The organism is Bradyrhizobium sp. CSA207 (genome assembly GCF_029051685.1).
GTDB lineage: Bacteria > Pseudomonadota > Alphaproteobacteria > Rhizobiales > Xanthobacteraceae > Bradyrhizobium.
The window spans coordinates 1-21,289 of record NZ_JAACFT010000021.1; the positions used below are offsets into that span (position 1 = coordinate 1).

Here is a 21,289-nt window from a genome sequence, read left to right on the forward strand (position 1 = left end):
GAACTTCCAGCCGAAAGCCTAGGAGAGCCGCCATGGAGCACATTGCACAGGTCGTCGACCCCTTCGTCTTCCGGCTGTCGATTTTCGTTCTCGCCGTTTTCGTCGGCTATTTCGTGGTGTGGTCGGTGACGCCGGCGTTGCATACGCCGCTGATGAGCGTGACCAACGCGATCTCGTCGGTGATCGTGGTCGGCGCGCTGCTCGCGGTCGGCGTCGGCATGATCTCGAGCGGCTCGGGCTGGGCGCGCGGTTTCGGCTTCATCGCGCTGATCTTCGCCTGTGTGAACATTTTCGGCGGCTTCCTCGTCACCCAGCGCATGCTGGCGATGTACAAGAAGAAAGTGAAGTGAGCGGCGTGCACCTCGGGGTGACGAAGACAATAGGGGACCTGAGATGAACGCCAATCTGGCTGCAGTTCTGTATCTCGTGGCGGGTGTGCTGTTCATCCTGTCACTGCGCGGGCTGTCGAGCCCCGCCTCATCCCGACAGGGCAATTTCTTCGGCATGATCGGCATGGGAATCGCGGTCGCGACCACGCTGGCCAGCCATCCGCCGGCAGACGGCCTCGCCTGGCTGCTGGTCATCCTCGGCATCGCGATCGGCGGCAGCGTCGGCGCCGTGATTGCGCGCCGGGTGCCGATGACCTCGATGCCGGAACTGGTCGCGGCCTTCCACTCGCTGGTCGGCATGGCCGCGGTGCTGGTCGCCGCCGGCGCGTTCTACGCGCCTGAGGCCTTCGACATCGGCACGCCCGGCAACATCCATCCGCAGAGCTTGGTCGAGATGTCGCTCGGCGTCGCCATCGGCGCGCTGACGTTCACCGGTTCGGTGATCGCGTTCCTGAAGTTGTCCGCCCGCATGAGCGGTGCGCCGATCATCCTACCGTTCCGCCATGCCATCAACATTGTGCTGGCGCTGGCGCTGGTGTTCTTCATCGTCGGCCTGGTGCTGTCCGGCAGCGCGCTCGACTTCTGGCTGATCGTCATCCTCGCGCTGGCGCTCGGCGTGCTCATGATCGTCCCGATCGGCGGCGCCGACATGCCGGTCGTGATCTCGATGCTGAACTCCTATTCGGGGTGGGCCGCGGCGGGCATCGGCTTCACGCTCGGCAACTCCGCACTGATCATCACCGGCGCGCTGGTCGGATCGTCGGGCGCGATCCTGTCCTACATCATGTGCCACGCGATGAACCGCTCCTTCATCTCGGTCATCCTGGGCGGCTTCGGCGGCGAGACCGCCGCGGCCGGCGGCGCGACCGGTGAGCAGAAGCCGGCCAAGCTCGGCTCGGCGGACGATGCCGCCTTCATCATGAAAAACGCCTCCAAGGTCATCATCGTGCCCGGCTACGGCATGGCGGTGGCGCAGGCCCAGCATGCGCTGCGCGAAATGGGTGACGTCCTGAAGAAGGAAGGGGTCGAGGTGAAGTACGCGATCCACCCGGTCGCGGGCCGCATGCCCGGCCACATGAACGTGCTGCTGGCGGAAGCCAACGTGCCCTATGACGAGGTATTCGAGCTCGAGGACATCAACTCCGAATTCGCACAGGCCGACATCGCCTTCGTGATCGGCGCCAACGACGTCACCAATCCGGCCGCCGAAGAGGACAAGACCTCGCCGATCTACGGCATGCCGGTGCTCCAGGTCTGGAAGGCCGGCACCGTGATGTTCATCAAGCGCTCGCTCGCCTCGGGCTACGCCGGCATCGACAATCCGCTGTTCTATCGCGACAACACCATGATGCTGCTCGGCGACGCCAAGAAGGTCACCGAGAACATCGTCAAGGCGATGTAGCGGAACTACCAAATGCAGTGTTCGGGCAGGGACCCGCGCCACAAATGAAGTTACAACCTAAACTTGGAAATTTCGCGCTGATGCCTATCGGCCGGCAATTACCGCGCGAATAGGCTGCTGGACCTGACCACTCTCGACTTGGCTTCACGCGGCTGGCAAAGCTAAGAAACTTCTCGACCCGATGGCGGACGTCGAGGCCTCCGGCTCACCCGACCCGCCGAAAAGCCGGGACTTGACGTTCTGGATGATGAGCGTCATGCTGATGGTCAGATGACGACCGTCAGGCGTAGCCTATTCCGCTGTGTCGCTGCGTCAAACTGACAAGCACTGCCGCCCATCTTTCGGGGAATCGGCGTAAGGGTGCGCTTCTCGAGGGTGGAACATGACGGCCGCGCTTCTGAGCACGAAGTCTTCGCGAGAAAGCGGCGTCGCTTACGTCGAAATTGGTTCTCCTGCCGCGCGTATTGATAAACCGGACGCAATTAAGCCGCGAAAGGCTCGCCTGACCGAGGCGAACTGGGACCTCTTTAGACTGTTCTTGGCGGTGGCGAAAACCGGGAGTGTCAACCGCGCCGCCAAAGAGCTCGCGATGAGCCAACCGACTGTCAGTCGGCGGATGAAAGAACTGGAGCGGCATGTGGGCGCTCCTCTTTTTTTTCGTATACCGTCTGGTGTTAAGCTGACGGAAGAAGGCGAGGCTCTGCGGCTTTCTGCAAAAGGTTTGATGCAGTCGTTCGAAGCTTTTTATCGCGATATGTCGCTTCACGTCGGGGATAGATCGTTTGCAATCAAGATCTCTGCCACGGAAGGCGTGACCAAACACTGGTTGCTTCCGCGCGTCGCGAAGTTGCGCGCGCTCAACGGCCACATTCGGATTGACATCAACTCCTCCGTCCAACAGCAGAATCTCGCATCCAGCGATCTCGATTTCGTCATTCGAGTGGGCCATCCCGGCGATGACGAGTTGATAGGCAGGAAAGTGGCGACGGTCGCTTTCGGCATTTTCGCTTCCGAATCGTACCTAGCCGAGCATCCAGCCCCTAAAACGGTGGCTGATCTCGCCAACCACGAGATCATCGGAAGCTCGGCCGATTTCGGGGGACTTCATAGCCAGCGCACGGGTGGGATGGGATTGCTGACCAGTTTTGAGGCTGCCGGCGATGCGAAGGGTAGCTTGAGGGTCATGCCTATCGCCAATCATTTTGCCGCCGCCGGCGCAGGGCTCGGCTTGGCATTCGTGGCGGTACCGTTCGCTTTGGCGGAAGGATTGGTGCGTGTTCTGCCGGATGAGTCTACGTTGATGGACATATGGCTACTCCGTCGACGCGAGACTGATCTACGGAAGCTGACGCGGCAGGTGCGTCGCTTTCTGGAAAGCGAGCTCACCCAGTCAAGGTCGTGGTTCGCGGGCCAGCAAGTCGTGCGCAAATCCCTGCCTCGCCTCGCCTGAGACGGAATCATCCTACCGTGCCGCTTGGTGGATCGTAGCGACGGACAGCGCGGATCTACCCGAGGAAATCCTTAGCGTAAGCTGCGTTACTGACTTAGGGACGGCTTCGGTGCGTTACATGGCGGCTCGCAACACACAACCTGATAGGTCGGTTGGCACCAAGGGTGCAGGTGCGAAAGCCGCAAAAAGAAGGCGAGAGATCGGACGGCACGCCAAGTCGGCGCGCGGCGTTTCAACAGGTACTGGTCTCCGCGTATTCCAGTATGGACTTTCGTGCAGCCATCAGGATTTTATTCGACGTTTCCTCGTCGCTTGTGACCCGCGATAGCGTTATCGCGCCGACGACCGTGCACATCACTGATATCGCAAATTCGGTGGTGTAAGCGTCCTCTGTGAGATTGGAGACGTCTTCGAAGTATTTGGTGAGATGTTTGGTCATGATCTTGCGAGTCCGCTGGTCGGCCCGCGCAACATCGCCTGCCAGAGCGGAAAGAGCGCAGCCTGACCCCGGATTGTCTCTATGTCCCTTGCTCAGATAGGTATTCAAGAACGATTTGAGCGTGTGCGGTCCTTTTGCGCTCCTTGTGCGAATCGCGATGGCATTTCCCTCGCTAAGCGCCTGTTCGAGCGCCTCGGCGACTAGTTCGTCGCGCGATGCGAAGTGTCCATAGAAGCCGCCGTGCGTCAATTTGGTGGATTTCATCAGGCCTCCGATGCTGACACCCGCCAGCCCGGCCTCTCTGAGCTGAAACGCTGCCGCCTCCAGTATGCGCTGACGGTTCTTCGCCTTGTTCGCCCGAGAATGCCCCACCTTCGCCAGCTCCCAAAATGCCCCCGACAATCTGGAGAGCGACCGCCGAGGTGGATTCTGCATGATCGTTCTCATGCAGATATCGTGTAGAACATACAGGCATTCGCGCCGGAATTCCAACCGTTTTCGACACTGCGGCATGTCGATACAGTTGCGGCGCGATATAGGTCAGTTTGCTTCTAACGTTACAGGCTGCACACCTGAATGCGCTTAAACTTCGCGGCGGCCGAGAAAAGCTAGGCGCTCGAACAGATGCACGTCCTGCTCGTTCTTGAGCAGCGCGCCGTGCAGCGGCGGGATCAGTTTGCGCGGGTCGCGTTCGCGGAGCTGCTCGACGCTCATGTCTTCGTTGAGCAGCAGTTTCAGCCAATCGAGCAGTTCGGAGGTCGACGGCTTCTTCTTCAGGCCGGGCACCTCGCGCACCTCGAAGAAGATGCGCAGAGCCTCCTCGACCAGACGCTTCTTGATGCCGGGGAAGTGGACGTCGACGATCCGGCCCATGGTGTCGGCATCGGGGAATTTGATGTAATGGAAGAAGCAGCGGCGCAGGAAGGCGTCCGGCAGCTCCTTCTCGTTGTTGGAGGTGATCATCATGATCGGGCGCTGCTTGGCCTTGATGGTCTCGCCGGTCTCGTAGACATGGAATTCCATGCGATCGAGCTCGAGCAGCAGATCGTTCGGAAACTCGATGTCGGCCTTGTCGATCTCGTCGATCAAGAGTACCGGGCGCTTCTCGGCGGCGAAGGCGTCCCAGAGCTTGCCGCGCTTGATGTAGTTCTTGATGTCCGACACCCGCGCATCGCCGAGCTGGCTGTCACGCAGCCGCGACACCGCGTCGTATTCATAGAGGCCCTGCTGCGCCTTGGTGGTGGACTTGATGTGCCAGGTCAAAAGCGGCGCGTTCAGCGCCTTCGCGACTTCTTCCGCCAGCACCGTCTTGCCGGTGCCGGGCTCGCCCTTGATGAGCAGGGGGCGCTCCAGCACGATCGAGGCATTAACCGCAACCTTAAGGTCGTCAGTGGCGATGTAGTCTTTCGTCCCGGTGAATTTCATCGAGTCAGCTTGCTTCCTTGGAGAAGGCGACGGTGTCCGCAGATCGGGTGCGCCAGCGAAAGTTAGCGGCAGAAGCGCCTTCGACGCAATGACGTCGGTTCATGCTAACCTATTCATTTTTGTCTCCCGCCTATTCACTGTTGAGCGCACAACAGTAACCGTCTTCTCTCCGACCGCGCCGAACAACGGATGGAAGCCTCGAATGCGCTCTGCCCTTGACGGAGGTATGCGGCACCCTCATCTTCAGCGTATGTTCCTGCAATTCTTCACATCGCTGCGCGACGCGCAGGTCCCCGTGACGCTGCGCGAATACCTCACGCTGATGGAGGCGCTCGACGCTGATCTGTCGGACTACTCGGTCGAGAATTTCTATTATCTGTCGCGCACTTCGCTGGTGAAGGACGAGCGCAACCTCGACAAGTTCGATCGCGTCTTTGGCACCGTGTTCAAGGGGTTGGAAAGCCTGCTCGACGCCATGGAGAAGGCGGAGATCCCCGAGGAGTGGCTGAAGAAGCTCGCCGAAAAATACCTCAGCGAGGAAGAGAAGAAGCAGATCGAGGCGATGGGCTGGGACAAGCTCATGGAGACGCTGAAGAAGCGGCTCGAGGAGCAGAAGGGCCGGCACCAGGGCGGCTCGAAATGGATCGGCACCGCCGGCACCTCGCCGTTCGGCGCCCACGGCTACAATCCCGAAGGCGTCCGCATCGGCCAGGAGAAGAACCGCAACAACAGCGCCGTCAAGGTGTGGGACAAGCGCGAGTTCAAGGATCTCGACGGCAATGTCGAGCTCGGCATCCGCAACATCAAGGTGGCGCTGCGGCGCCTGCGCAAATTCGCGCGCACCGGTGCGCCCGACGAACTCGATCTCGACACCACCATTCGCGAGACCGCCAACCACGGCTATCTCGATGTTCACATGCGCCCCGAGCGGCGCAATGCGGTGAAGCTCTTGGTGTTCTTCGATATCGGCGGCTCCATGGACGCGCATATCGAGCAGGTCGAGGAGCTGTTCTCGGCGGCGAAGAGCGAGTTCAAGCACATGGAGTATTTCTACTTCCACAACTGCCTCTATGAAGGCGTGTGGAAGCAGAACAAGCGTCGCTTCACTGACCGCACCCCGACCTGGGACGTGCTGCACAAATACCCGCACGACTACAAGATCGTGTTCGTCGGCGACGCCTCGATGTCGCCATACGAGATCATGGTGCCCGGCGGCTCTGTCGAGCATGTCAACGAGGAGCCGGGCTCGGTTTGGCTCGACCGCATCATCCGCACCTATCCGCATGCGGTGTGGCTCAACCCGGTCGCCCAGAAGCACTGGGACTATTCGGAATCGACCACCATCATCAAACGCATCTTCGCCAACCGCATGTTCCCGATCACGATCGAGGGCTTGGAAGGTACGATGAAGGAACTGGTGCGGTAGTGCAACTTCGCCGCAGCCCCGAGCCTTCTCAGAATGACGGCACGATCCGGCAGCCGAAGCCGAACTGGAGCTGCTGCGCGGATTGGAAGTGGCGACCGGTCGATCCGTAGGCTCTCAGCCTTTGGTCTTCATCTCAAAGACGTGCTCGGGCCCGGGAAAGGCCCGCGAGCGCACGTCCAACGCGTATCCCTCGATCGCGGCCTCCATAGCCGGTCTCAGATTTCCGTAGCGGCGCACGAATTTCAGGGTCCGCGGCGAAAGGCCCAGCATGTCCTCCAGTACCAGCACCTGGCCGTCGCAGGCCGCACTGGCACCGATACCGATGGTAGGGATGGCGATGCTTTCGGTGATCTTCCGCGCCAGCGGTTCGGCGACCGCTTCGATCACCAATGAAAAGGCGCCGGCCTCCGCAATCGCCTTGGCGTCGTTCAAGATCGGACCCCAGCTACCCTCGTCCCGGCCTTGCGCGCGATAGGAGCCGAGTGTGTTGATCGACTGCGGCGTCAACCCGATATGGCCCATAACCGGCACGCCTCGTTCGGACAGGAAGGCGATGGTGTCCGCCATCCGAATTCCGCCCTCGAGTTTCACCGCGCCGCAATGGGTTTCTTTCAGGATCCGCACCGCGGAATGAAAAGCCTGTTCCTTGGATGCTTCATAGCAACCGAACGGCATGTCGACCACGACCAAGGCGTGCTGTGATCCACGCAGCACCGCTTGCCCCTGCAGGATCATCATCTCCAGCGTGACTGGCACCGTGGTCTCGAAACCGTGCATCACATTGCCGAGTGAATCACCGACCAGGATGACGTCGCAATGGCGATCGACCAAAGCGGCGGTATGGGCGTGATACGACGTCAGCATCACGATCGGCTCGCCATTCTTGCGGGCGCGGATATCCGGCGCGGTCTTGCGCTTGATCGTCGACTGAACCGACATGCTAGACTCCAGACAAATCATGCGCCCTGGTAGGACGGGAAACAAGCGACGATCCCGATCGCCTTCAAGATCGTTGCCGGACCGGCGGCGCGAGCGGCGCGTATGAGGCGACCTCTCAGGCAAAAGGACAGACGACGTTCGCGCGGGTGTCGTTCGTACCCCCGGAATTAAAAGGTTTCGGCGGGAACGTCCGTGATATTTTTGCCCCCGGCGAGTATCCGACGCAGGTTCAGAGCCGTCTCGGGCAGAGTGCGTTCCAGAAAGAATGCTCCGGTCGATAATTTCGCCGCAAGGAAATCCGAACGTTCGCCTGCTGCAATCTTCTCCTGCGCCGCCTTAATCATCATGGCCCACATATATCCCAGCGCCACCAGCCCGAGAAGATGCATATAGTCGGTGGATCCCGCGATTGCGTCGTTCGGGTCGCTCATCGCGAATTTCGTCACCGCGCCCGTAGCCGTTTTGAGATCGGAGGTGGCGCTGCGCAACGCCACCGTTGCCGGAGCTAAGCCGTCGTTTCCGCCGTTCTCCTCGATAAAGCGGTCGACTTCGCCGATGAAAGCCCGGATCGCTCGCCCATTCTCGCGTGGCAGCTTGCGCGCGACTAGATCGAGCGCCTGAATTCCGTTCGCGCCTTCGTACAGCGGGGTGATCCGTACGTCTCGGACGAATTGCTCGGCCCCGGTCTCGACGATGTAACCGTGTCCGCCGTACATCTGCTGCGCAGCCAGCGCGTTCGCCATGCCGCGGTCCGTCAGCACTCCCTTGATGACCGGCGTCAATAGACCCATGAAGTCGTTAGTGGCCTCCCTTATCGCGGGGTCATCGCTGCGGTGGGCAACGTCGTTGCGCAATGCGCTGAACAGGACCAGCGCGCGCGCGGCTTGGTTGTGCGCCCGAATTCCTTGCAATGTGCGTCGCACGTCTGGATGCACTATGATCGGATCGGCAGGCTTGTCAGGAGAGGCGGGGGATCCGAGTGCCCGGCCCTGGAGGCGCTCCTTCGCGTAGTTGGCGGCATTCTGATAGGCGACCTCCGATTGGGACGTGGCCTGCAGGCCAACGCCTATTCGCGCTTCATTCATCATCACGAACATCGCTTCCATGCCCTTGTTCTCTCGACCGACGAGCCAGCCCGTCGCGCCTTCGTAATTGAGGACGCAGGTCGGATTGCCGTGAATTCCCATCTTGTGCTCGATTGAGCCGCAGCTGACCGCATTCCGGTCGCCCAGCGTGCCGTCCTCGTTGACCAGCCGTTTGGGTACGACGAAAAGCGAGACGCCCTTGATGCCGGTCGGCGCTCCGTCGACCCGGGCGAGAACGAGATGAACGATGTTCTCGGTCATGTCGTGTTCGCCACCGGATATGAAAATCTTGGTGCCGGTGATCCGATAGGTTCCGTCGGCCTGTTTGACGGCCTTGGTCCGCATCATGCCCAAGTCGGTGCCGCAGTGTGGTTCCGTGAGATTCATCGTTCCGGTCCACTGACCGGAAAGCATTTTCGGAACGTAGCGCTGTTTCTGCTCCTCACTGCCGTGTACGAGCAGGGCCGCCACGGCTCCCTTGGTGAGCCCGGAGAACATCTCTAGCGCCATGTTTGCAGAGGAGAACATTTCTCCGACCGCGCAGGAGATCGTCATCGGCAGGTCCTGACCTCCGTATTCGCTTGGACCTGACAAGCCGATCCAACCGCCTTCACCGAGTTGTTTGAACGCCTCGCGGAATCCCTGGGGGAGGGTAACACTTGCGTCCTCGTGACGGGTGCAGCCCTCGATGTCGCCGCGGGAGTTCAGTGGGTGCAGCACTTCTTCGCTGAGGCGGGCCGCTTCCGACAGGATGGCAGTCCTGACGTCGCGGGTAGCTTCGGAAAATCCCGGCAGGTTGTTGAACCGATCGATCTTCAGAACGTCGTCCAGCAAGAATTGCAGGTCCTGTACGGGAGCGCGATAAGTTGTCATTCATCGATCCTGTTCGCTGGTTTACCGGCTCGCCTCAAGGGCGCTCGGCATTGTTGATCTCTCTGCACGCCGGAGATCTGGCCCTTCAAGGGCGAGGCGCCAATCGACGCCCTAAGTTCTCCACGCAATTTCCGTAATGCCCAAGCCCAATATGCTTTCGAGGCGCGATGTAAGCATCACAACAACGGAAGCATATTCCGGGATTGCGTGTTGACCGAGCCTCCAATTGGCCTCGGCCTTAAGGCCGAGAGAAGTCAATTAGGCCGATGCAAGGCAGCACGCCAGTTCTCCTTTGAATAACCGGTAGTCATAATTCCTCCAACCGCGTCGTGCGCTGTAGCATCAACGCAAGGCGACAAACTTAGGGCCTCCAAAAGGCGCCAAAATAGCCGGCAGCCTGGCGTTATCCGCCCCTCTGAGGCTCCCACGTGCCAAGCAGTCTGGATCGGCGCCCTTTGTTGGGATGGAAGCACGCCGCATAGCGTCTCCCCGGCGTGGAGATGGGACTACCCGTGCAGACCGGGTGGCTTCGCTTCAAAAGACTCTGCACGTTTTCATTCTCGGACCTCGCAACCGCGCAGAAACAGTGCTGCGCAGCGCCGAACTCGAACTTCGATTTGCGCCCGTGTAGGCAGCTTTGCGCCGCCAAAAATCCTCGCGCGCTGCGGCGCCGAAGCCAGCATACCGATTAGCATACCAGCCGCCTCATCAACATTTTCGAGCGCGATAAAGCCGCGGTCCTGTTGAACCCGTAGCCAGCCAGTCAGCGCATTGGCGGTGCGTTGCATGCCGTTGCGATAGAATGCACGCGCGAGATCGGAAGACTGACCGGCCTCCTGCAGCACTATGCGCTGCATGGCGACAACCTCTTCATCCAGTGTGAGATCGGCGCAGACCATCAGCACTTCACGCAACCCGGTCTCAATGTTCGAATGCTCGAGTGTGCGTAGGTTGACCTCGGTCAGGAGGCGATCGAGACGATCGGAGACCATCCCCTCAAACAGCGCAGATTTGCTCGGGATTAGGCGGTACAAGGTCTTTGTAGACACGCCGGCGGCTCGCGCCACCATTTCCATACTCGTGGCAGCAAAACCGCTGTCGGCGAAGAGCTGCCGTGCAGCTTCATAGATAATGCCGCGGGTTTCGTCGTCCGGCCGTTGCTGAGGCCGACCGCGATCCCGCCTTTCCGGCTTGGCCCTCATCTCACCCATGCTTTTAGTTATACCTGTTATTCGGTTGACAGTGCCAGGATAAGCACTAATTTGGAAAATATCAAGTTTCCTAAATAGCCTGTCGCAAAGGGCGAGCAGAGGACCCGGAGCAATCGCCATGAATAGCCATTCCCCCTCTTTCCCCGTCGATAGCCCGGTATCCGCCGACGCCGCGCACGGGTTTCGCCCGGGCTCCTCCGGCCAAGCCCCCGCCGATGGCGCAATTGCCGCACCACCCGCAGGATTAAAATCCAGCCTGCGCAGGAGGCTGATGATTGGAGCGGCGTTGGCGTTGGTCAGCGGGGCCGCCTGGTACGGCTGGGATTACTGGACCGTCGGCCAGTATATGGTCTCGACCGACGATGCCTACGTGAAAGCCGACAATACTACCGTCGCTCCCAAGGTCTCCGGCTACGTGCATCAGGTGCTCGTCGGCGATAATGAACCCGTTAAAGCAGGGCAGATCGTTGCCCGGATCGACGATCGCGACTTTAGGGTCGCGCTTGATCAGGCTGATGCCGATGTTGCGGCAGCAGACGCCGCTATCGTCAGCAAGGAGGCGCAGCTCGGCGTGCAGCAAGCGGTCATCAACGCCGCAAACGCTACCCTCGACGTCGATCGCGCGGCGCTGGCCTTCGCAGCGCAGGACAGCAAGCGCTACACCGATTTGGCGGCCACTGGCTCCGGAAGCGTGCAGAATGCGCAACAGGCGCAATCACGCATAGCCAGCGCGCAGGCGGTGATGGCCCGAGACGTCGCCAACCTCACTTCGGCAGAAAAACAGGTCGATCTCCTCAAGGCGGAGATCGTGCAGGCCAACGCGGCCCGCGCACGTTCCGTCGCCCTGAGGAGGCAGGCGCAGCTAAACCTCAGCTATACCTCAATCGCGGCGCCGGTCGACGGCGTGGTCGGGAATCGGTCGCTGCGCATAGGGCAATATGTTCAGGCTGGAACGCAATTGATGTCGGTGGTGCCAGTCGATGGCGCGTACATCGTCGCGAACTATAAGGAGACGCAGCTCCGCGGCGTGCGCAAGGGCCAGACGGTCGACGTCGAGGTCGACATGTTTCCCGGCCAGACGGTACACGGCCATGTCGACAGCATCGCACCTGCAAGCGGCCAGGAATTCGCGCTGCTGCCGCCGGACAACGCCACCGGCAATTTCACCAAGGTCGTGCAACGCATCGCGGTCAAGATTGTGCTTGATGGCGACAACGACGCCACCATTCAACTGCGGCCCGGCATGTCCGTGATTCCCAGCATCGCAACGCACAGCCTGCCGCGCCAGATTTCAGCCGTAGTACCCAAAGCGGCAACCAAGGCTTTCGGAGCTTCCTGCCATGTCAAATTCAACCCCTTCAGCCTCGATCTCCGCGATTCCAACATCTAGGCTCGCACATTCCGGTCCCGATCGCGCCACCCTGACCACATGGATTGCCGTGCTTGCCGCGATGATCGGCTCGTTTATGGCGATCCTCAACATTCAGATCACCAACGCCTCCCTCCTCAACATCGAAGGCGGCATCGGCACGGGCGTGGATAGTGGATCGTGGATCTCGACCTCTTACCTGATAGGTGAGATCGTGGTGATCCCGCTCACTGACTATCTCAGCCGGGTGTTCTCGTTCCGCATTTATATGCTGGCCAGCGCCACTGCTTTCGCGATTTTCTCTGTCGCCTGTGCCTTCACCCACGATCTACCATCGATGATCGCGATGCGAGGTCTGCAGGGGTTTGCTGGCGGCGTACTGATTCCAATGGCCTTCACTTTGGTCTTGACCAAGCTACCAAAACCACAACAGCCGGTTGGGTTGGCGATCTTCGCGCTGTCGGTTACGTTCGCACCTGCGATCGGACCGACCATCGGCGGTTATCTCACGGAGCATTACGGATGGCAGGCCATCTTCTTCGTCAACGTGCTGCCGACCATCGTGATGGTGACGGCGCTTGCTTTTACTTTGGAGAAGACGCCGATGGAGCTGGCTCTGCTCCGGGAAGGCGATTGGGCCGGCATCGTCACTATGGCGATCGGACTGTCTGCGCTGCAAACCGTGCTTGAAGAGGGAAACAAAGACGACTGGTTCGCTTCCCCCTTCATCCTACGCCTCGCAATCATTGCACTGGTCAGCCTCGCTGCATTCGTCTGGATCGAGCTGACCATCGAGAAGCCACTGATCCGATTGCGTCTCCTAAAAAGCCGCAACTTCGGCTTCGGCACTATCGCGATGACGCTTCTCGGATTTGCACTGTTTGGGTCGGTCTACATCCTCCCGGCTTATCTAGGTCAAGCGCAGGGTTATAATGCCCAGCAGATTGGCTCGGTGATGGCGTGGACCGGCCTTCCCCAACTTGTTTTGATCCCGCTGGTACCGCAGTTGATGAAGCGCTTCGACACGCGATACATAGCAGTTATTGGCCTTGTGATCTTTGCGTATAGCTGCATCATGAACACCGCGCTTTCCCCCGATTACGCGGGAGACCAACTTTGGATTCCGAATATCATTCGTGCAATCGGTCAGGCCATGGTGCTTACGCCGCTGACGTCCGTTACCACCGGCGAAATCGCCCCGCAGGACGTTGCGGCAGCCTCGGGCATAAGCAATATGCTGCGCAATCTGGGGGGAGCGATCGGCACCGCGACCTTGGCAACGGTGATTACCAAGCGCGAGCAGTTTCACTCCAATATCATCGGTCAGTCAGTCACTCTCGGCCGTGAAGAGGTCCGGAACCGCATACAGCAGATGGCCGACTACTTCATGGCTCGCGGGATGCCCGATCCTGCGGCAGCTCGTCAGCAGTCAATCCTCGCACTTGCAAAGGCCGTAAAGCACCAAGCGATGGTGATGGCATTTAGCGACACCTTCGCGGTGATCGGCGTCGTGCTGGCGCTCGCCGCAGTTGCCGTTCTCCTGACTCGGAAGGTAAGAGGTAGCAGTGTCGCCGCGCATTAGCTTCCGCCGATTATCGTTGCAACAGCCCTGCGCTCACCCTGCCGCCTAAACAATTCACGGTCCGATTCGGCTAAAATGATCAAACCAGGCCCTAAGAGCCGTTACCGGGCTCATACCCTCCATGGGCAAACCCGAAGGCCATGGACAGCCGCAGCCGCTCTCTACCTAGCTTGAATCCGATCAGACCTTCGCCGGCTCAGGCGCCGGCTGCCATCGTGTCGGCCGTGTATACCCTGACTGAAATCTGCAAGATACACGGCGTCCTTCCGCAAGCTGGTTCGCTCACTTGCTGGCCAGGCTTGCAGATCAGACGACCAGCACAGTCGCCGACCTGCTTGCTTGGAATGTGAAGGCGAAAAGCACTCAAAGGGCGCGCGGCTGCCTGAGCGTACGCCATCGCGCCTACGCGGGGCGCTGGTCGGATGCCGTACTCAGGTTAGGATGTTTTCAGGATTGAAATAGCCCTCTCGCAAAGGGCGATACGCTGGGTCTCGAAGTCGATACCGGCCTCGAGCACGAGAAGACGGAGCTTTTCAGCCCGCGTCATTCTCTTTTGCGAGAAGTCCCTAGCCTCAATTTGCCGGTAAACCTTAAGTTTCTCCCGGTGTAATCCGGCAAGTCTCTCGAGCTTTGCGATCAGGTGGGTGGGACCGATGATCGCTTCCGCCCGAAGCCGAACCATCAGCTCATCGCGAACCGGAGACGGGGCCTGCGCCTCCGCCAGCCAATGTCGCAGCTCCTTTAGACCGGCGGGCAGCACAAGATAAGTCTTCTTGCCGCCTCGCGCGCCGTCCACCAGAGAGCCTCGGACGAAACCAGCAGCTTCGAGACGGGCCAGCTCCCGGTAGATCTGCTGATGAGTCGCTTGCCAAAAATACCCGATGGACCGGTCGAAGCGTTCGGCCAGTTCGGATCCGGAACAGGGTCGTTCGATCAATGCGGTTAGCAAGGCATGGGGCAAAGACATCGGCGAAAGAGTCTCAATGTGGCAGTAAAGCTTCTCGCACCACTTATGGACGAACTCAATGGCGAGGTGGCCACACTTCTCGGCCGCGATTGGCTTCAATAAGACTATACGCTCGCGATGGACGGAATGCCCGGTGGATGAAGCCCGTTTCGCAACTTGCTGCAGTCCGGGCAGAGCAAAGGCGGGAGCGGCAATCCTGGCCAAGCTGAGAGTCCCTGTTGCGCCCGGGCCAAACGTCAGCTCAGACTGGACAACGGCAGATTCGAATGGGAGTTCCGCTCTCTTGTCGCCTCAAGCGACTGCTTCCGCGCTCTCCCGCCGGAGCGAGAGGCCAGTCGCGAATGCCTCTTTATGCCGCAGCCGCTTTCTTTGGCGCAAAGCGGCCGTAGAACGTTTCTCCCTTCGTCGCCATCTCCTCCAGCAACTTCGGCGGGGTGAAGCGCGAGCCGTATTTCGCCTCTAACTTGTGACAGAGCTCGACGAACTTCTTGGGGCCCATGAAGTCGATGTAGGACAGCGTGCCGCCAGTGAACGGCGCAAACCCGAAGCCGAGGATCGAGCCGACATCCGCCTCGCGCGGATCGGTGATGACGTGATCCTCGACCGTGCGCGCGGCTTCCACCGCCTATACTACAAGGAAGCGCTGCTTCAGTTCCTCGACATCGAGCGTATCGGGATCGCGATGCCTGGATTGTAGCGAAACCAGCTCCGGCCAAAGCCGCTTCTGACCCTTGCCCTTCTCGGGGTATTCGTAAAACCCCTTGCCGTTCTTGCGGCCGAGGCGTCCTCGCTTCTCGACCATCTCCACGAGCAGCGCCTTGTCATCTGGATCGACCGCCTGCGGGCCAATGTCCGCTTCGGTGGCTCTCAGAATTTTCAGCGACAGATCGATGGCGATTTCGTCGTTGAGTGACAGCGGTCCGACCGGCATGCCGGCCATCCTGCCGACGTTCTCGATCATCGCCGGCGGGATGCCCTCCTTAAACATCTCATAGCCCTCCGAGATGTAGCGCTGCACGCAGCGGTTGGCAAAAAAGCCGCGCGAATCATTAACGACAATCGGCGTCTTGCCGATCTGGCGCACGTAGTCGAGCGCGGTGGCCAATGCCACATCGCCGGTGTTCTTGCCCACAATGATTTCCACCAGCAACATCTTCTCGACCGGCGAGAAGAAGTGGATGCCGATGAACTTCGACTGGTCCTTCCACTCCTCCGCCAGCGAATTGATCGGCAGCGTCGACGTGTTCGATGCGAAGATCGCGCCCTCGCCCATTAGCGGCTGTGCCTTGGCGTAGGTTTCTGCCTTCACCCTGCGGTCCTCGAACACAGCCTCGATGACGAGATCGCAATCGCTGATCCTCTCGTAATCTGGTGTCGCAGTGATGCGTCCTAGGATCGCGTCGCCCCTGCCCTGCGCCATGCGTCCTTTTGAGACGAGCGCATCAACCGCGGCCTTGGCGTAGCCCTTGCCCTTGTCAGCACTGCCCTGATCGCGATCGATCAAGATCACATCGATGCCGGATTGTGCTGACACGAATCCGATGCTGGCGCCCATAAAACCCGCACCGATCACGGCCAACTTCTTGACCTTTGCGGGCGGCACGTTCTGCGGACGGCGCGCCCCCTTGTTCAACTCCTGCATCGAGACGAACAGAGACCTGATCATCGCCGCCGCTTCCTTTGAGCGCAGGATCTTGGAAAAATAGCGCGACTCCACGCGCAGCGCAGCGTCCATCGGCAGTTGCAGGCCTTCGTAGACACACTGCACGATCGCGAGGGCCGCAGGATAGTTGCCGTAGGTCTCGCGGCGCAGGAACGCATTCGCCGCTGGGAAGAACTGCGAACCCACTTTCGAGTAGACCGCATCGCCGGGCAACTCGAAGCCCTTTTCGTCCCATCGCGCAACGGCCTTGCCGCCGGCCTTGATCCATTCCTTCGCCGTATTGATCAGATCGGCTGCCGGAACAATCGCGTCGACGATGCCGAGCGCCTTGGCCTTCTCGAGATCTATGGCGTCGCCCTTGAGCAACATCTGCATCGCTTCCATCGGCGGCATCATGCGGGGAAGACGCTGCGTGCCGCCGCCGCCGGGAAACAGACCGACCTTGATCTCCGGCAGACCTAAGCGTGTTTTAGGATTGTCGGACGCAACTCGATAGTGACAGGCCAGCGTCAATTCAAACGCGCCGCCGAGTACCAAGCCGTTGATCGCTGCGACCCACGGTTTTCCCGACTTCTCGATCTTGCGTAGAATTTGCGAGAGCCTGAAGACTTCGTCGAACACATACTTATTGGCGGCTTCCTCGCCCTCGGTCTTGAGGATCTCCACGTGTTTTCGGTTTATGTCCCCTAGCATGGTGAGGTCCGCGCCGCCGGAAAAGGCTTCCTTGCCCGACGTGATGACCACGCCTCTGATGGCGGCATCCTTGGCAGTCGCTTCGACGATGGCGGCCAATTCGGTCCCGGTGGTCTCATCCAGCACGTTCATCGACTTGCCCGGGATGTCCCACGTCACCAGCGCAATGCCGTCCGCGTCGGTCTCGATCTTGAAATTCCTGTAGGACATAAGATAGTTCCTCGGTGCCAGCTGCCATCAGGAGCGAGACACGTCACCCCACCCCTGGCTCGCTCAGTTCTCGACGTGGAAGGAGAGACTTAATTAAACCCGTTCGATGATCGTCGCGGTTCCCATGCCGCCGCCGATGCACAACGTGACAAGCGCGGTCGACTTGTTGGTTCGCTCCAGTTCGTCAAGCACCGTGCCCAGGATCATCGCGCCGGTCGCGCCGAGCGGATGCCCCATCGCGATCGCACCGCCGTTGACGTTGATCTTTTCGTTGTCGATTTCGAACGCCTGGATGAAGCGCAGCACCACCGAGGCAAACGCCTCGTTGAGCTCGAACAGATCGATATCAGAGAGTTTCATGCCGGAGCGTTCCAGCACCTTCCTGGTCACGTCGACTGGACCGGTCAGCATCATCGCAGGCTCGGAGCCGATATTGGCGAACGCGCGGATCTTCGCCCGCGCCCTCAGGCCCCGCTCCTTGCCCGCTGCCTCGCTACCTAGCAGGACAGCGCCGGCACCATCGACGATCCCTGAGGAGTTGCCGGCGTGATGCACGTAGTTCACAACCTCGATTTCCGGATGTGACTGCACGGCGACTGCATCAAAGCCGCCCATTGCGGCCATCGTTGCGAACGACGCCTGCAGCTGGCCGAGCGACTGCATTGTCGTCGACGGACGCATGTGCTCATCCTTATCGAGAATGGTGATACCGTTGATGTCCTTCACCGGCACCACTGATTTATTGAAGCGGCCTTCGTCCCAGGCTCTGGCAGCGCGCCGCTGGCTCTGCACTGCGTACGCATCGACATTCTCACGCGAGAAGCCGTACTTGGTGGCGATCAGATCCGCCGCCACGCCCTGCGGCATGAAGTAGCTCGGCAGCGCCATGGACGGGTCCATCGGCCAGGCGGCGCCCGACGACAGGATACCGACCCGGCTCATGGATTCCGCGCCGCCGCCGATGGTGAGTTTGTGCTGTCCCGACATAACCTGCGCGGCGGCGAAATTCACAGCATCAAGACCCGAGGCGCAGAAGCGGTTGATCTGCACGCCCGGCACCGACGTGGCGAAACCTGCGTTCAACGCGGCGAACCGCGCAATGTCACCGCCAGCCTCGCCGACCGGATCGACGACACCAAGCACCACGTCGTCGATGCTGTCGGCTTCGAGGTTATTACGTTCCCTCAAAGCCTTCAGCGGGGCGGTGGCCAGCGCCAGCGCGGTGACCTCATGAAGCGAACCGTCGGATTTGCCCTTGCCGCGCGGGGTGCGGACATGATCGTAAATAAATGCCTCAGGCATTGGTCTCTCCTTCTTTATCCTTCTCCACCGTGAGAGAAGGAGATATCGTCAGGGCACTTCTCGAGGTCATCACTTCATGATTGTGTCGATAGCCCGTTAGACCCGATGGTGTCCCGCTGCTCTTCCGACTACCCGCTAACGAGTACGGTCGCGCTTTGGCGTAAGCACATGGTCGAAATCTCCAAGCGCGGGGAACTTAAGGGTGGGCTGTCGGTCGAGTTCACGCACATAGACGCGCAGATCCTTCAGCTGCGTCTGCCTCTCGTGGTCCGTAACGTATGGAACATGATAGGCGACAAATGGCTTGTGTACGGTTAGCCCGACATAGCCCAATGTCCCCTGAAAGAAATGACGCATCATCCCGGTGTCGAGTTCTCCGTGAAGGGCGTCTGGTCCGAACATATTTTGGCGCCCACCGAGAGACATCGCCGTAAATGTTCTCTTACCCTTGAGACCACCCAGGTCGTAAAACCGTTTGCCGCCATGCATCGGGCCGGAGAGCAAGACACGGTCGATCCAGCCTTTAAGAATTGCCGGAACGCTGAACCAGAATATTGGAAAAGTGAAGACGATGAGGTCCGCCGTCAGTACATTCTCTACTTCGCGGGCAATATCGGGAGCCAGCGTCGAAGCAGTGTAGCCATGCCGTTGTTCGAGCGTGTATACCAAGTAATCGGGTCGGCTTCTTGAAGTGAAATCGTCCCCGGAGAGAACTGGGTTGAAACCGTCGTGATAGAGATCGCAACTGGTGACACTCGCACCTGCAGCCATCAGTTCGTCGACAACAACATCGCGCATCGCGCTCACAAAGGACTTCGGCTCAGGGTGCGCATGGACCAGATGAACACGCATCTCATTTTACCTCGCTTGCAGCGGTAATCGCACCGGAGACGCGCTTCGCCATTTCCGCGGCAAGCGCCTGCGCTGCATTGAGCGGCCGCATCATCGCTTCGAACTCGACGATCTTGCCGTCGTCGTCAAAGCGAATGAACTCGATCCCCTTGGCCATCTTGCCGCCAACCTTGGCGCTGAACTCGAGAACAACATTCCGGCCATCGGCAGTCGTGGCTTGACGATGGTAGTTGATATCCTCGAAAATCTGGACCGCGTTGCTCATGGCGAGAACCAAGGCTTCGACGCTGTGGTCGGAATTGAATGCGATCGGCGAGCGGTAGACGACTTCAGGATGAGTGATCGAGCGAAGGTCGCCAAGATCTTTCCTTGCGATCATAGCGTGCCACTTCTCCAGAGATGCTACGGCGGCCGGGTGAAGATGGGGCAGTCCAATCATTGCGACTTCCTCGCCTTTGGAATTCCCGATTGCGTGCTCAGAGGGTGATGGCGCGCTTCGCGTCGAGTTCGACCGCTAACCACGCTTTGCCTTGTCCTTCTCATTTTGAGCCACGATGGCGTCGCGCGCCTCAGCCCAATCTGAATCCTTCCAGTCGCGCATCTCGTAAAAGTTTCCGCCCATCGCCAGCGCCTGGGCACCGTCCATCACGATGGTCTCGCCGTTGATCCAGTCGCAGCCGCCGGAGATCAGAAACGTCGCGAGATTTTGCAACTCGCTCATGTCCCCAAGGCGGCCCATGGGGTTCGCGGCGACGGTCCTCGCACCGGCCTCGTCGCCGGGCTTGATGCGCTTGCTCATGCCTTCGGTCGGGATTTCTCCCGGCGCGATGGTGTTGAGGCGGATGCCGTACCGGCCCCATTCGGTGGCCAGCGACATGGTCATGGCGTGAATCGCGGATTTGCTCATGGTCGACGGCACCACGTACGGACCACCATTACGTACCCATGTCACGGTAATGGAGACAACGTTGCCGCGCTGTCCCCCGGCGATCCAGCGTCTGCCGACGGCGTGGGTCACGTAGAACGTGCCGTGCATCACGATATTGGCGATGGCATCAAACCCGCGCGGCGAGAGATCCTGCGTTCGGGCAACGAAATTGCCGGCCGCGTTGTTGATGAGATCGGTAAGGGGACGGTCCTTGAAAGCGGACTCGACCATGGCGTCGACCGCCGCGGCGTCGCGAATGTCCACACCGTGGGCGGTGACCTTGCCGCCATGAAGTTTCATCAACTCTGCGGCGGTCTCCTCGCAAACGCCTTTGCGGCGTCCGCAAATGTGAATGTCTGCGCCGAGGCTGAGAAATTTCGCGGCCATAGCTTTGCCGAGCCCGGTGCCGCCGCCGGTCACCAGGATATTGCGGCCCGTGAGAAGTCCGTCGCTGAACATGATGCAATCCTCCTTGCGTTGTTTTTTTGTTGCTTAGCTCGTTGGTAGTCCGACGTAGATGGCGCCAGTCAGAACTCGCTGGCGGCGCGTGGTGAACCGGAGTTCGGGCGGGGGCAGCCCACGACATCCTTCTTTTTGCAATCCGTTGCAGAACCTATTTAACGCGCAATTTTGTCTTTTGCAACAAGTTGCAAACAACTAAGATTAAGGTCGGTGCGGAGATGGGAGGTTGCGGCGTCCGGTGGTCCTTTGGCTCGCTTTCGCGCCGCATCGTCAAGGAACAAACCCGCTAAACATCAACGGCTTAGCGGAGGCCGGCACTACATTTTTGATGGCTGGCCTTGCCAACCTAGAACCCGCATTACGTGACGCCGAGACGCCCTTCATCCGATACCTTTCACAGCCAACCAACGCCACGTAGACAAGATGACGGACAAGTTCCTCGTGACCGACGCGCCGGCGCCACACGGCTCAGCGCCTGCTCATAAAGGCCCTGCCGTCAGGAGATGGTCCACAGGGAGGATGAGCGCTCAGAGGCGCTTCGGCGCGGAGGTCGTTGTGGGCGATTTCTTCGAGCATGCCAGCATCCATGCACCCGCCGACACTGGTCAAGCGATCCGTCGCT

Annotated in this window: 16 protein-coding genes and 1 pseudogene; 6 read left to right on the forward strand and 11 right to left on the reverse strand. The window is 59.9% G+C overall.

What is annotated here, in order from left to right:
* Window positions 1–32 precede the first annotated feature (32 nt).
* The 3 genes from GWG65_RS23340 to GWG65_RS23350 all read left to right on the forward strand — a co-directional run bounded on the left by GWG65_RS23340 (window position 33) and on the right by GWG65_RS23350 (window position 3,241).
* The gene (locus GWG65_RS23340; RefSeq protein WP_007596278.1) at window positions 33–350 is read left to right on the forward strand and encodes a proton-translocating transhydrogenase family protein; all 318 of its coding nucleotides are present in this window, start codon (window positions 33–35) and stop codon (window positions 348–350) included.
* A 43-nt stretch (window positions 351–393) separates the two neighbouring features.
* Window positions 394–1,791 carry an NAD(P)(+) transhydrogenase (Re/Si-specific) subunit beta gene (locus GWG65_RS23345; RefSeq protein ID WP_275197920.1) on the forward strand — a complete coding sequence of 466 codons (1,398 nt, stop codon included), beginning with the start codon at window positions 394–396 and terminating at the stop codon, window positions 1,789–1,791.
* A gap of 382 nt (window positions 1,792–2,173) precedes the next feature.
* Window positions 2,174–3,241, forward strand: a complete 1,068-nt coding sequence (locus GWG65_RS23350) for a LysR family transcriptional regulator (RefSeq protein ID WP_275197921.1) — start codon at window positions 2,174–2,176, stop codon at window positions 3,239–3,241.
* Between the two features lie 232 nt (window positions 3,242–3,473).
* On the opposite strand, the gene GWG65_RS23355 is transcribed toward GWG65_RS23350, so the two are convergent.
* Window positions 3,474–4,127, reverse strand: a complete 654-nt coding sequence (locus GWG65_RS23355; protein ID WP_275197922.1) for a TetR/AcrR family transcriptional regulator — start codon at window positions 4,125–4,127, stop codon at window positions 3,474–3,476.
* A gap of 135 nt (window positions 4,128–4,262) precedes the next feature.
* On the reverse strand, window positions 4,263–5,105 hold the full coding sequence (locus GWG65_RS23360) for a MoxR family ATPase (RefSeq protein WP_275197923.1): 843 nt from the start codon (window positions 5,103–5,105) through the stop codon (window positions 4,263–4,265).
* A 250-nt stretch (window positions 5,106–5,355) separates the two neighbouring features.
* Here GWG65_RS23360 and GWG65_RS23365 point away from each other — a divergent pair, with 250 nt between their 5' ends.
* Window positions 5,356–6,531: a VWA domain-containing protein gene (locus tag GWG65_RS23365; protein WP_275198058.1), complete on the forward strand. Its 1,176-nt coding sequence runs from the start codon at window positions 5,356–5,358 to the stop codon at window positions 6,529–6,531.
* Between the two features lie 114 nt (window positions 6,532–6,645).
* On the opposite strand, the gene panB is transcribed toward GWG65_RS23365, so the two are convergent.
* The 3 genes from panB to GWG65_RS23380 form a co-directional block, all read right to left on the reverse strand.
* On the reverse strand, window positions 6,646–7,470 hold the full coding sequence (panB, locus tag GWG65_RS23370) for a 3-methyl-2-oxobutanoate hydroxymethyltransferase (protein WP_275197924.1): 825 nt from the start codon (window positions 7,468–7,470) through the stop codon (window positions 6,646–6,648).
* A 167-nt stretch (window positions 7,471–7,637) separates the two neighbouring features.
* On the reverse strand, window positions 7,638–9,428 hold the full coding sequence (locus tag GWG65_RS23375; RefSeq protein ID WP_275197925.1) for an acyl-CoA dehydrogenase C-terminal domain-containing protein: 1,791 nt from the start codon (window positions 9,426–9,428) through the stop codon (window positions 7,638–7,640).
* Window positions 9,429–9,982: 554 nt separating this feature from the next.
* Window positions 9,983–10,759, reverse strand: coding sequence for a TetR/AcrR family transcriptional regulator (locus GWG65_RS23380; RefSeq protein ID WP_342760662.1), 777 nt, complete (start codon window positions 10,757–10,759; stop codon window positions 9,983–9,985).
* Between GWG65_RS23380 and GWG65_RS23385 the strand changes: the two genes are divergently transcribed.
* Window positions 10,758–12,029 (forward strand): HlyD family secretion protein, encoded by a 1,272-nt coding sequence (locus tag GWG65_RS23385; protein WP_275197926.1) that lies wholly within the window; start codon window positions 10,758–10,760, stop codon window positions 12,027–12,029. The genes GWG65_RS23380 and GWG65_RS23385 overlap by 2 nt on opposite strands.
* Entirely contained in the window at window positions 11,980–13,590 is a 1,611-nt protein-coding gene (locus tag GWG65_RS23390) for a DHA2 family efflux MFS transporter permease subunit (protein WP_275197927.1), read from the forward strand. Before GWG65_RS23385 ends, GWG65_RS23390 begins: the two co-directional genes overlap by 50 nt.
* Before the next feature lie 436 nt (window positions 13,591–14,026).
* Here GWG65_RS23390 and GWG65_RS23395 read toward each other — a convergent pair whose 3' ends face one another.
* From GWG65_RS23395 to GWG65_RS23420, 6 genes and pseudogenes are all read right to left on the reverse strand, one after another.
* Window positions 14,027–14,761 carry a PadR family transcriptional regulator gene (locus GWG65_RS23395; RefSeq protein ID WP_275197928.1) on the reverse strand — a complete coding sequence of 245 codons (735 nt, stop codon included), beginning with the start codon at window positions 14,759–14,761 and terminating at the stop codon, window positions 14,027–14,029.
* A gap of 145 nt (window positions 14,762–14,906) precedes the next feature.
* A pseudogene (locus tag GWG65_RS23400) lies at window positions 14,907–17,123 on the reverse strand (3-hydroxyacyl-CoA dehydrogenase NAD-binding domain-containing protein).
* Between the two features lie 93 nt (window positions 17,124–17,216).
* Window positions 17,217–18,425, reverse strand: a complete 1,209-nt coding sequence (locus tag GWG65_RS23405) for an acetyl-CoA C-acetyltransferase (RefSeq protein WP_275197929.1) — start codon at window positions 18,423–18,425, stop codon at window positions 17,217–17,219.
* A gap of 135 nt (window positions 18,426–18,560) precedes the next feature.
* Window positions 18,561–19,277, reverse strand: a complete 717-nt coding sequence (locus tag GWG65_RS23410) for an NAD(P)H-dependent oxidoreductase (RefSeq protein WP_275197930.1) — start codon at window positions 19,275–19,277, stop codon at window positions 18,561–18,563.
* A gap of 1 nt (window position 19,278) precedes the next feature.
* Complete coding sequence (locus GWG65_RS23415) at window positions 19,279–19,716, reverse strand: nuclear transport factor 2 family protein (RefSeq protein ID WP_275197931.1); 438 nt, start codon at window positions 19,714–19,716, stop codon at window positions 19,279–19,281.
* A 75-nt stretch (window positions 19,717–19,791) separates the two neighbouring features.
* A complete protein-coding gene (locus tag GWG65_RS23420; protein ID WP_275197932.1) occupies window positions 19,792–20,664 on the reverse strand; it encodes an SDR family oxidoreductase in 873 nt (290 codons plus the stop codon).
* Window positions 20,665–21,289 lie beyond the last annotated feature (625 nt).

Excerpts from the sequence above, each read along its gene's own strand:
- GWG65_RS23340 (WP_007596278.1), top strand. The coding sequence starts at position 33 with ATGGAGCACATTGCACAGGTCGTCGACCCCTTCGTCTTCCGGCTGTCG.
- GWG65_RS23345 (WP_275197920.1), top strand. The coding sequence starts at position 394 with ATGAACGCCAATCTGGCTGCAGTTCTGTATCTCGTGGCGGGTGTGCTG.
- GWG65_RS23350 (WP_275197921.1), top strand. The coding sequence starts at position 2,174 with ATGACGGCCGCGCTTCTGAGCACGAAGTCTTCGCGAGAAAGCGGCGTC.
- GWG65_RS23355 (WP_275197922.1), bottom strand. The coding sequence starts at position 4,127 with ATGAGAACGATCATGCAGAATCCACCTCGGCGGTCGCTCTCCAGATTG.
- GWG65_RS23360 (WP_275197923.1), bottom strand. The coding sequence starts at position 5,105 with ATGAAATTCACCGGGACGAAAGACTACATCGCCACTGACGACCTTAAG.
- GWG65_RS23365 (WP_275198058.1), top strand. The coding sequence starts at position 5,356 with ATGTTCCTGCAATTCTTCACATCGCTGCGCGACGCGCAGGTCCCCGTG.
- panB (WP_275197924.1), bottom strand. The coding sequence starts at position 7,470 with ATGTCGGTTCAGTCGACGATCAAGCGCAAGACCGCGCCGGATATCCGC.
- GWG65_RS23375 (WP_275197925.1), bottom strand. The coding sequence starts at position 9,428 with ATGACAACTTATCGCGCTCCCGTACAGGACCTGCAATTCTTGCTGGAC.
- GWG65_RS23385 (WP_275197926.1), top strand. The coding sequence starts at position 10,758 with ATGAATAGCCATTCCCCCTCTTTCCCCGTCGATAGCCCGGTATCCGCC.
- GWG65_RS23380 (WP_342760662.1), bottom strand. The coding sequence starts at position 10,759 with ATGGCGATTGCTCCGGGTCCTCTGCTCGCCCTTTGCGACAGGCTATTT.
- GWG65_RS23390 (WP_275197927.1), top strand. The coding sequence starts at position 11,980 with ATGTCAAATTCAACCCCTTCAGCCTCGATCTCCGCGATTCCAACATCT.
- GWG65_RS23405 (WP_275197929.1), bottom strand. The coding sequence starts at position 18,425 with ATGCCTGAGGCATTTATTTACGATCATGTCCGCACCCCGCGCGGCAAG.
- GWG65_RS23410 (WP_275197930.1), bottom strand. The coding sequence starts at position 19,277 with ATGCGTGTTCATCTGGTCCATGCGCACCCTGAGCCGAAGTCCTTTGTG.
- GWG65_RS23415 (WP_275197931.1), bottom strand. The coding sequence starts at position 19,716 with ATGATTGGACTGCCCCATCTTCACCCGGCCGCCGTAGCATCTCTGGAG.
- GWG65_RS23420 (WP_275197932.1), bottom strand. The coding sequence starts at position 20,664 with ATGTTCAGCGACGGACTTCTCACGGGCCGCAATATCCTGGTGACCGGC.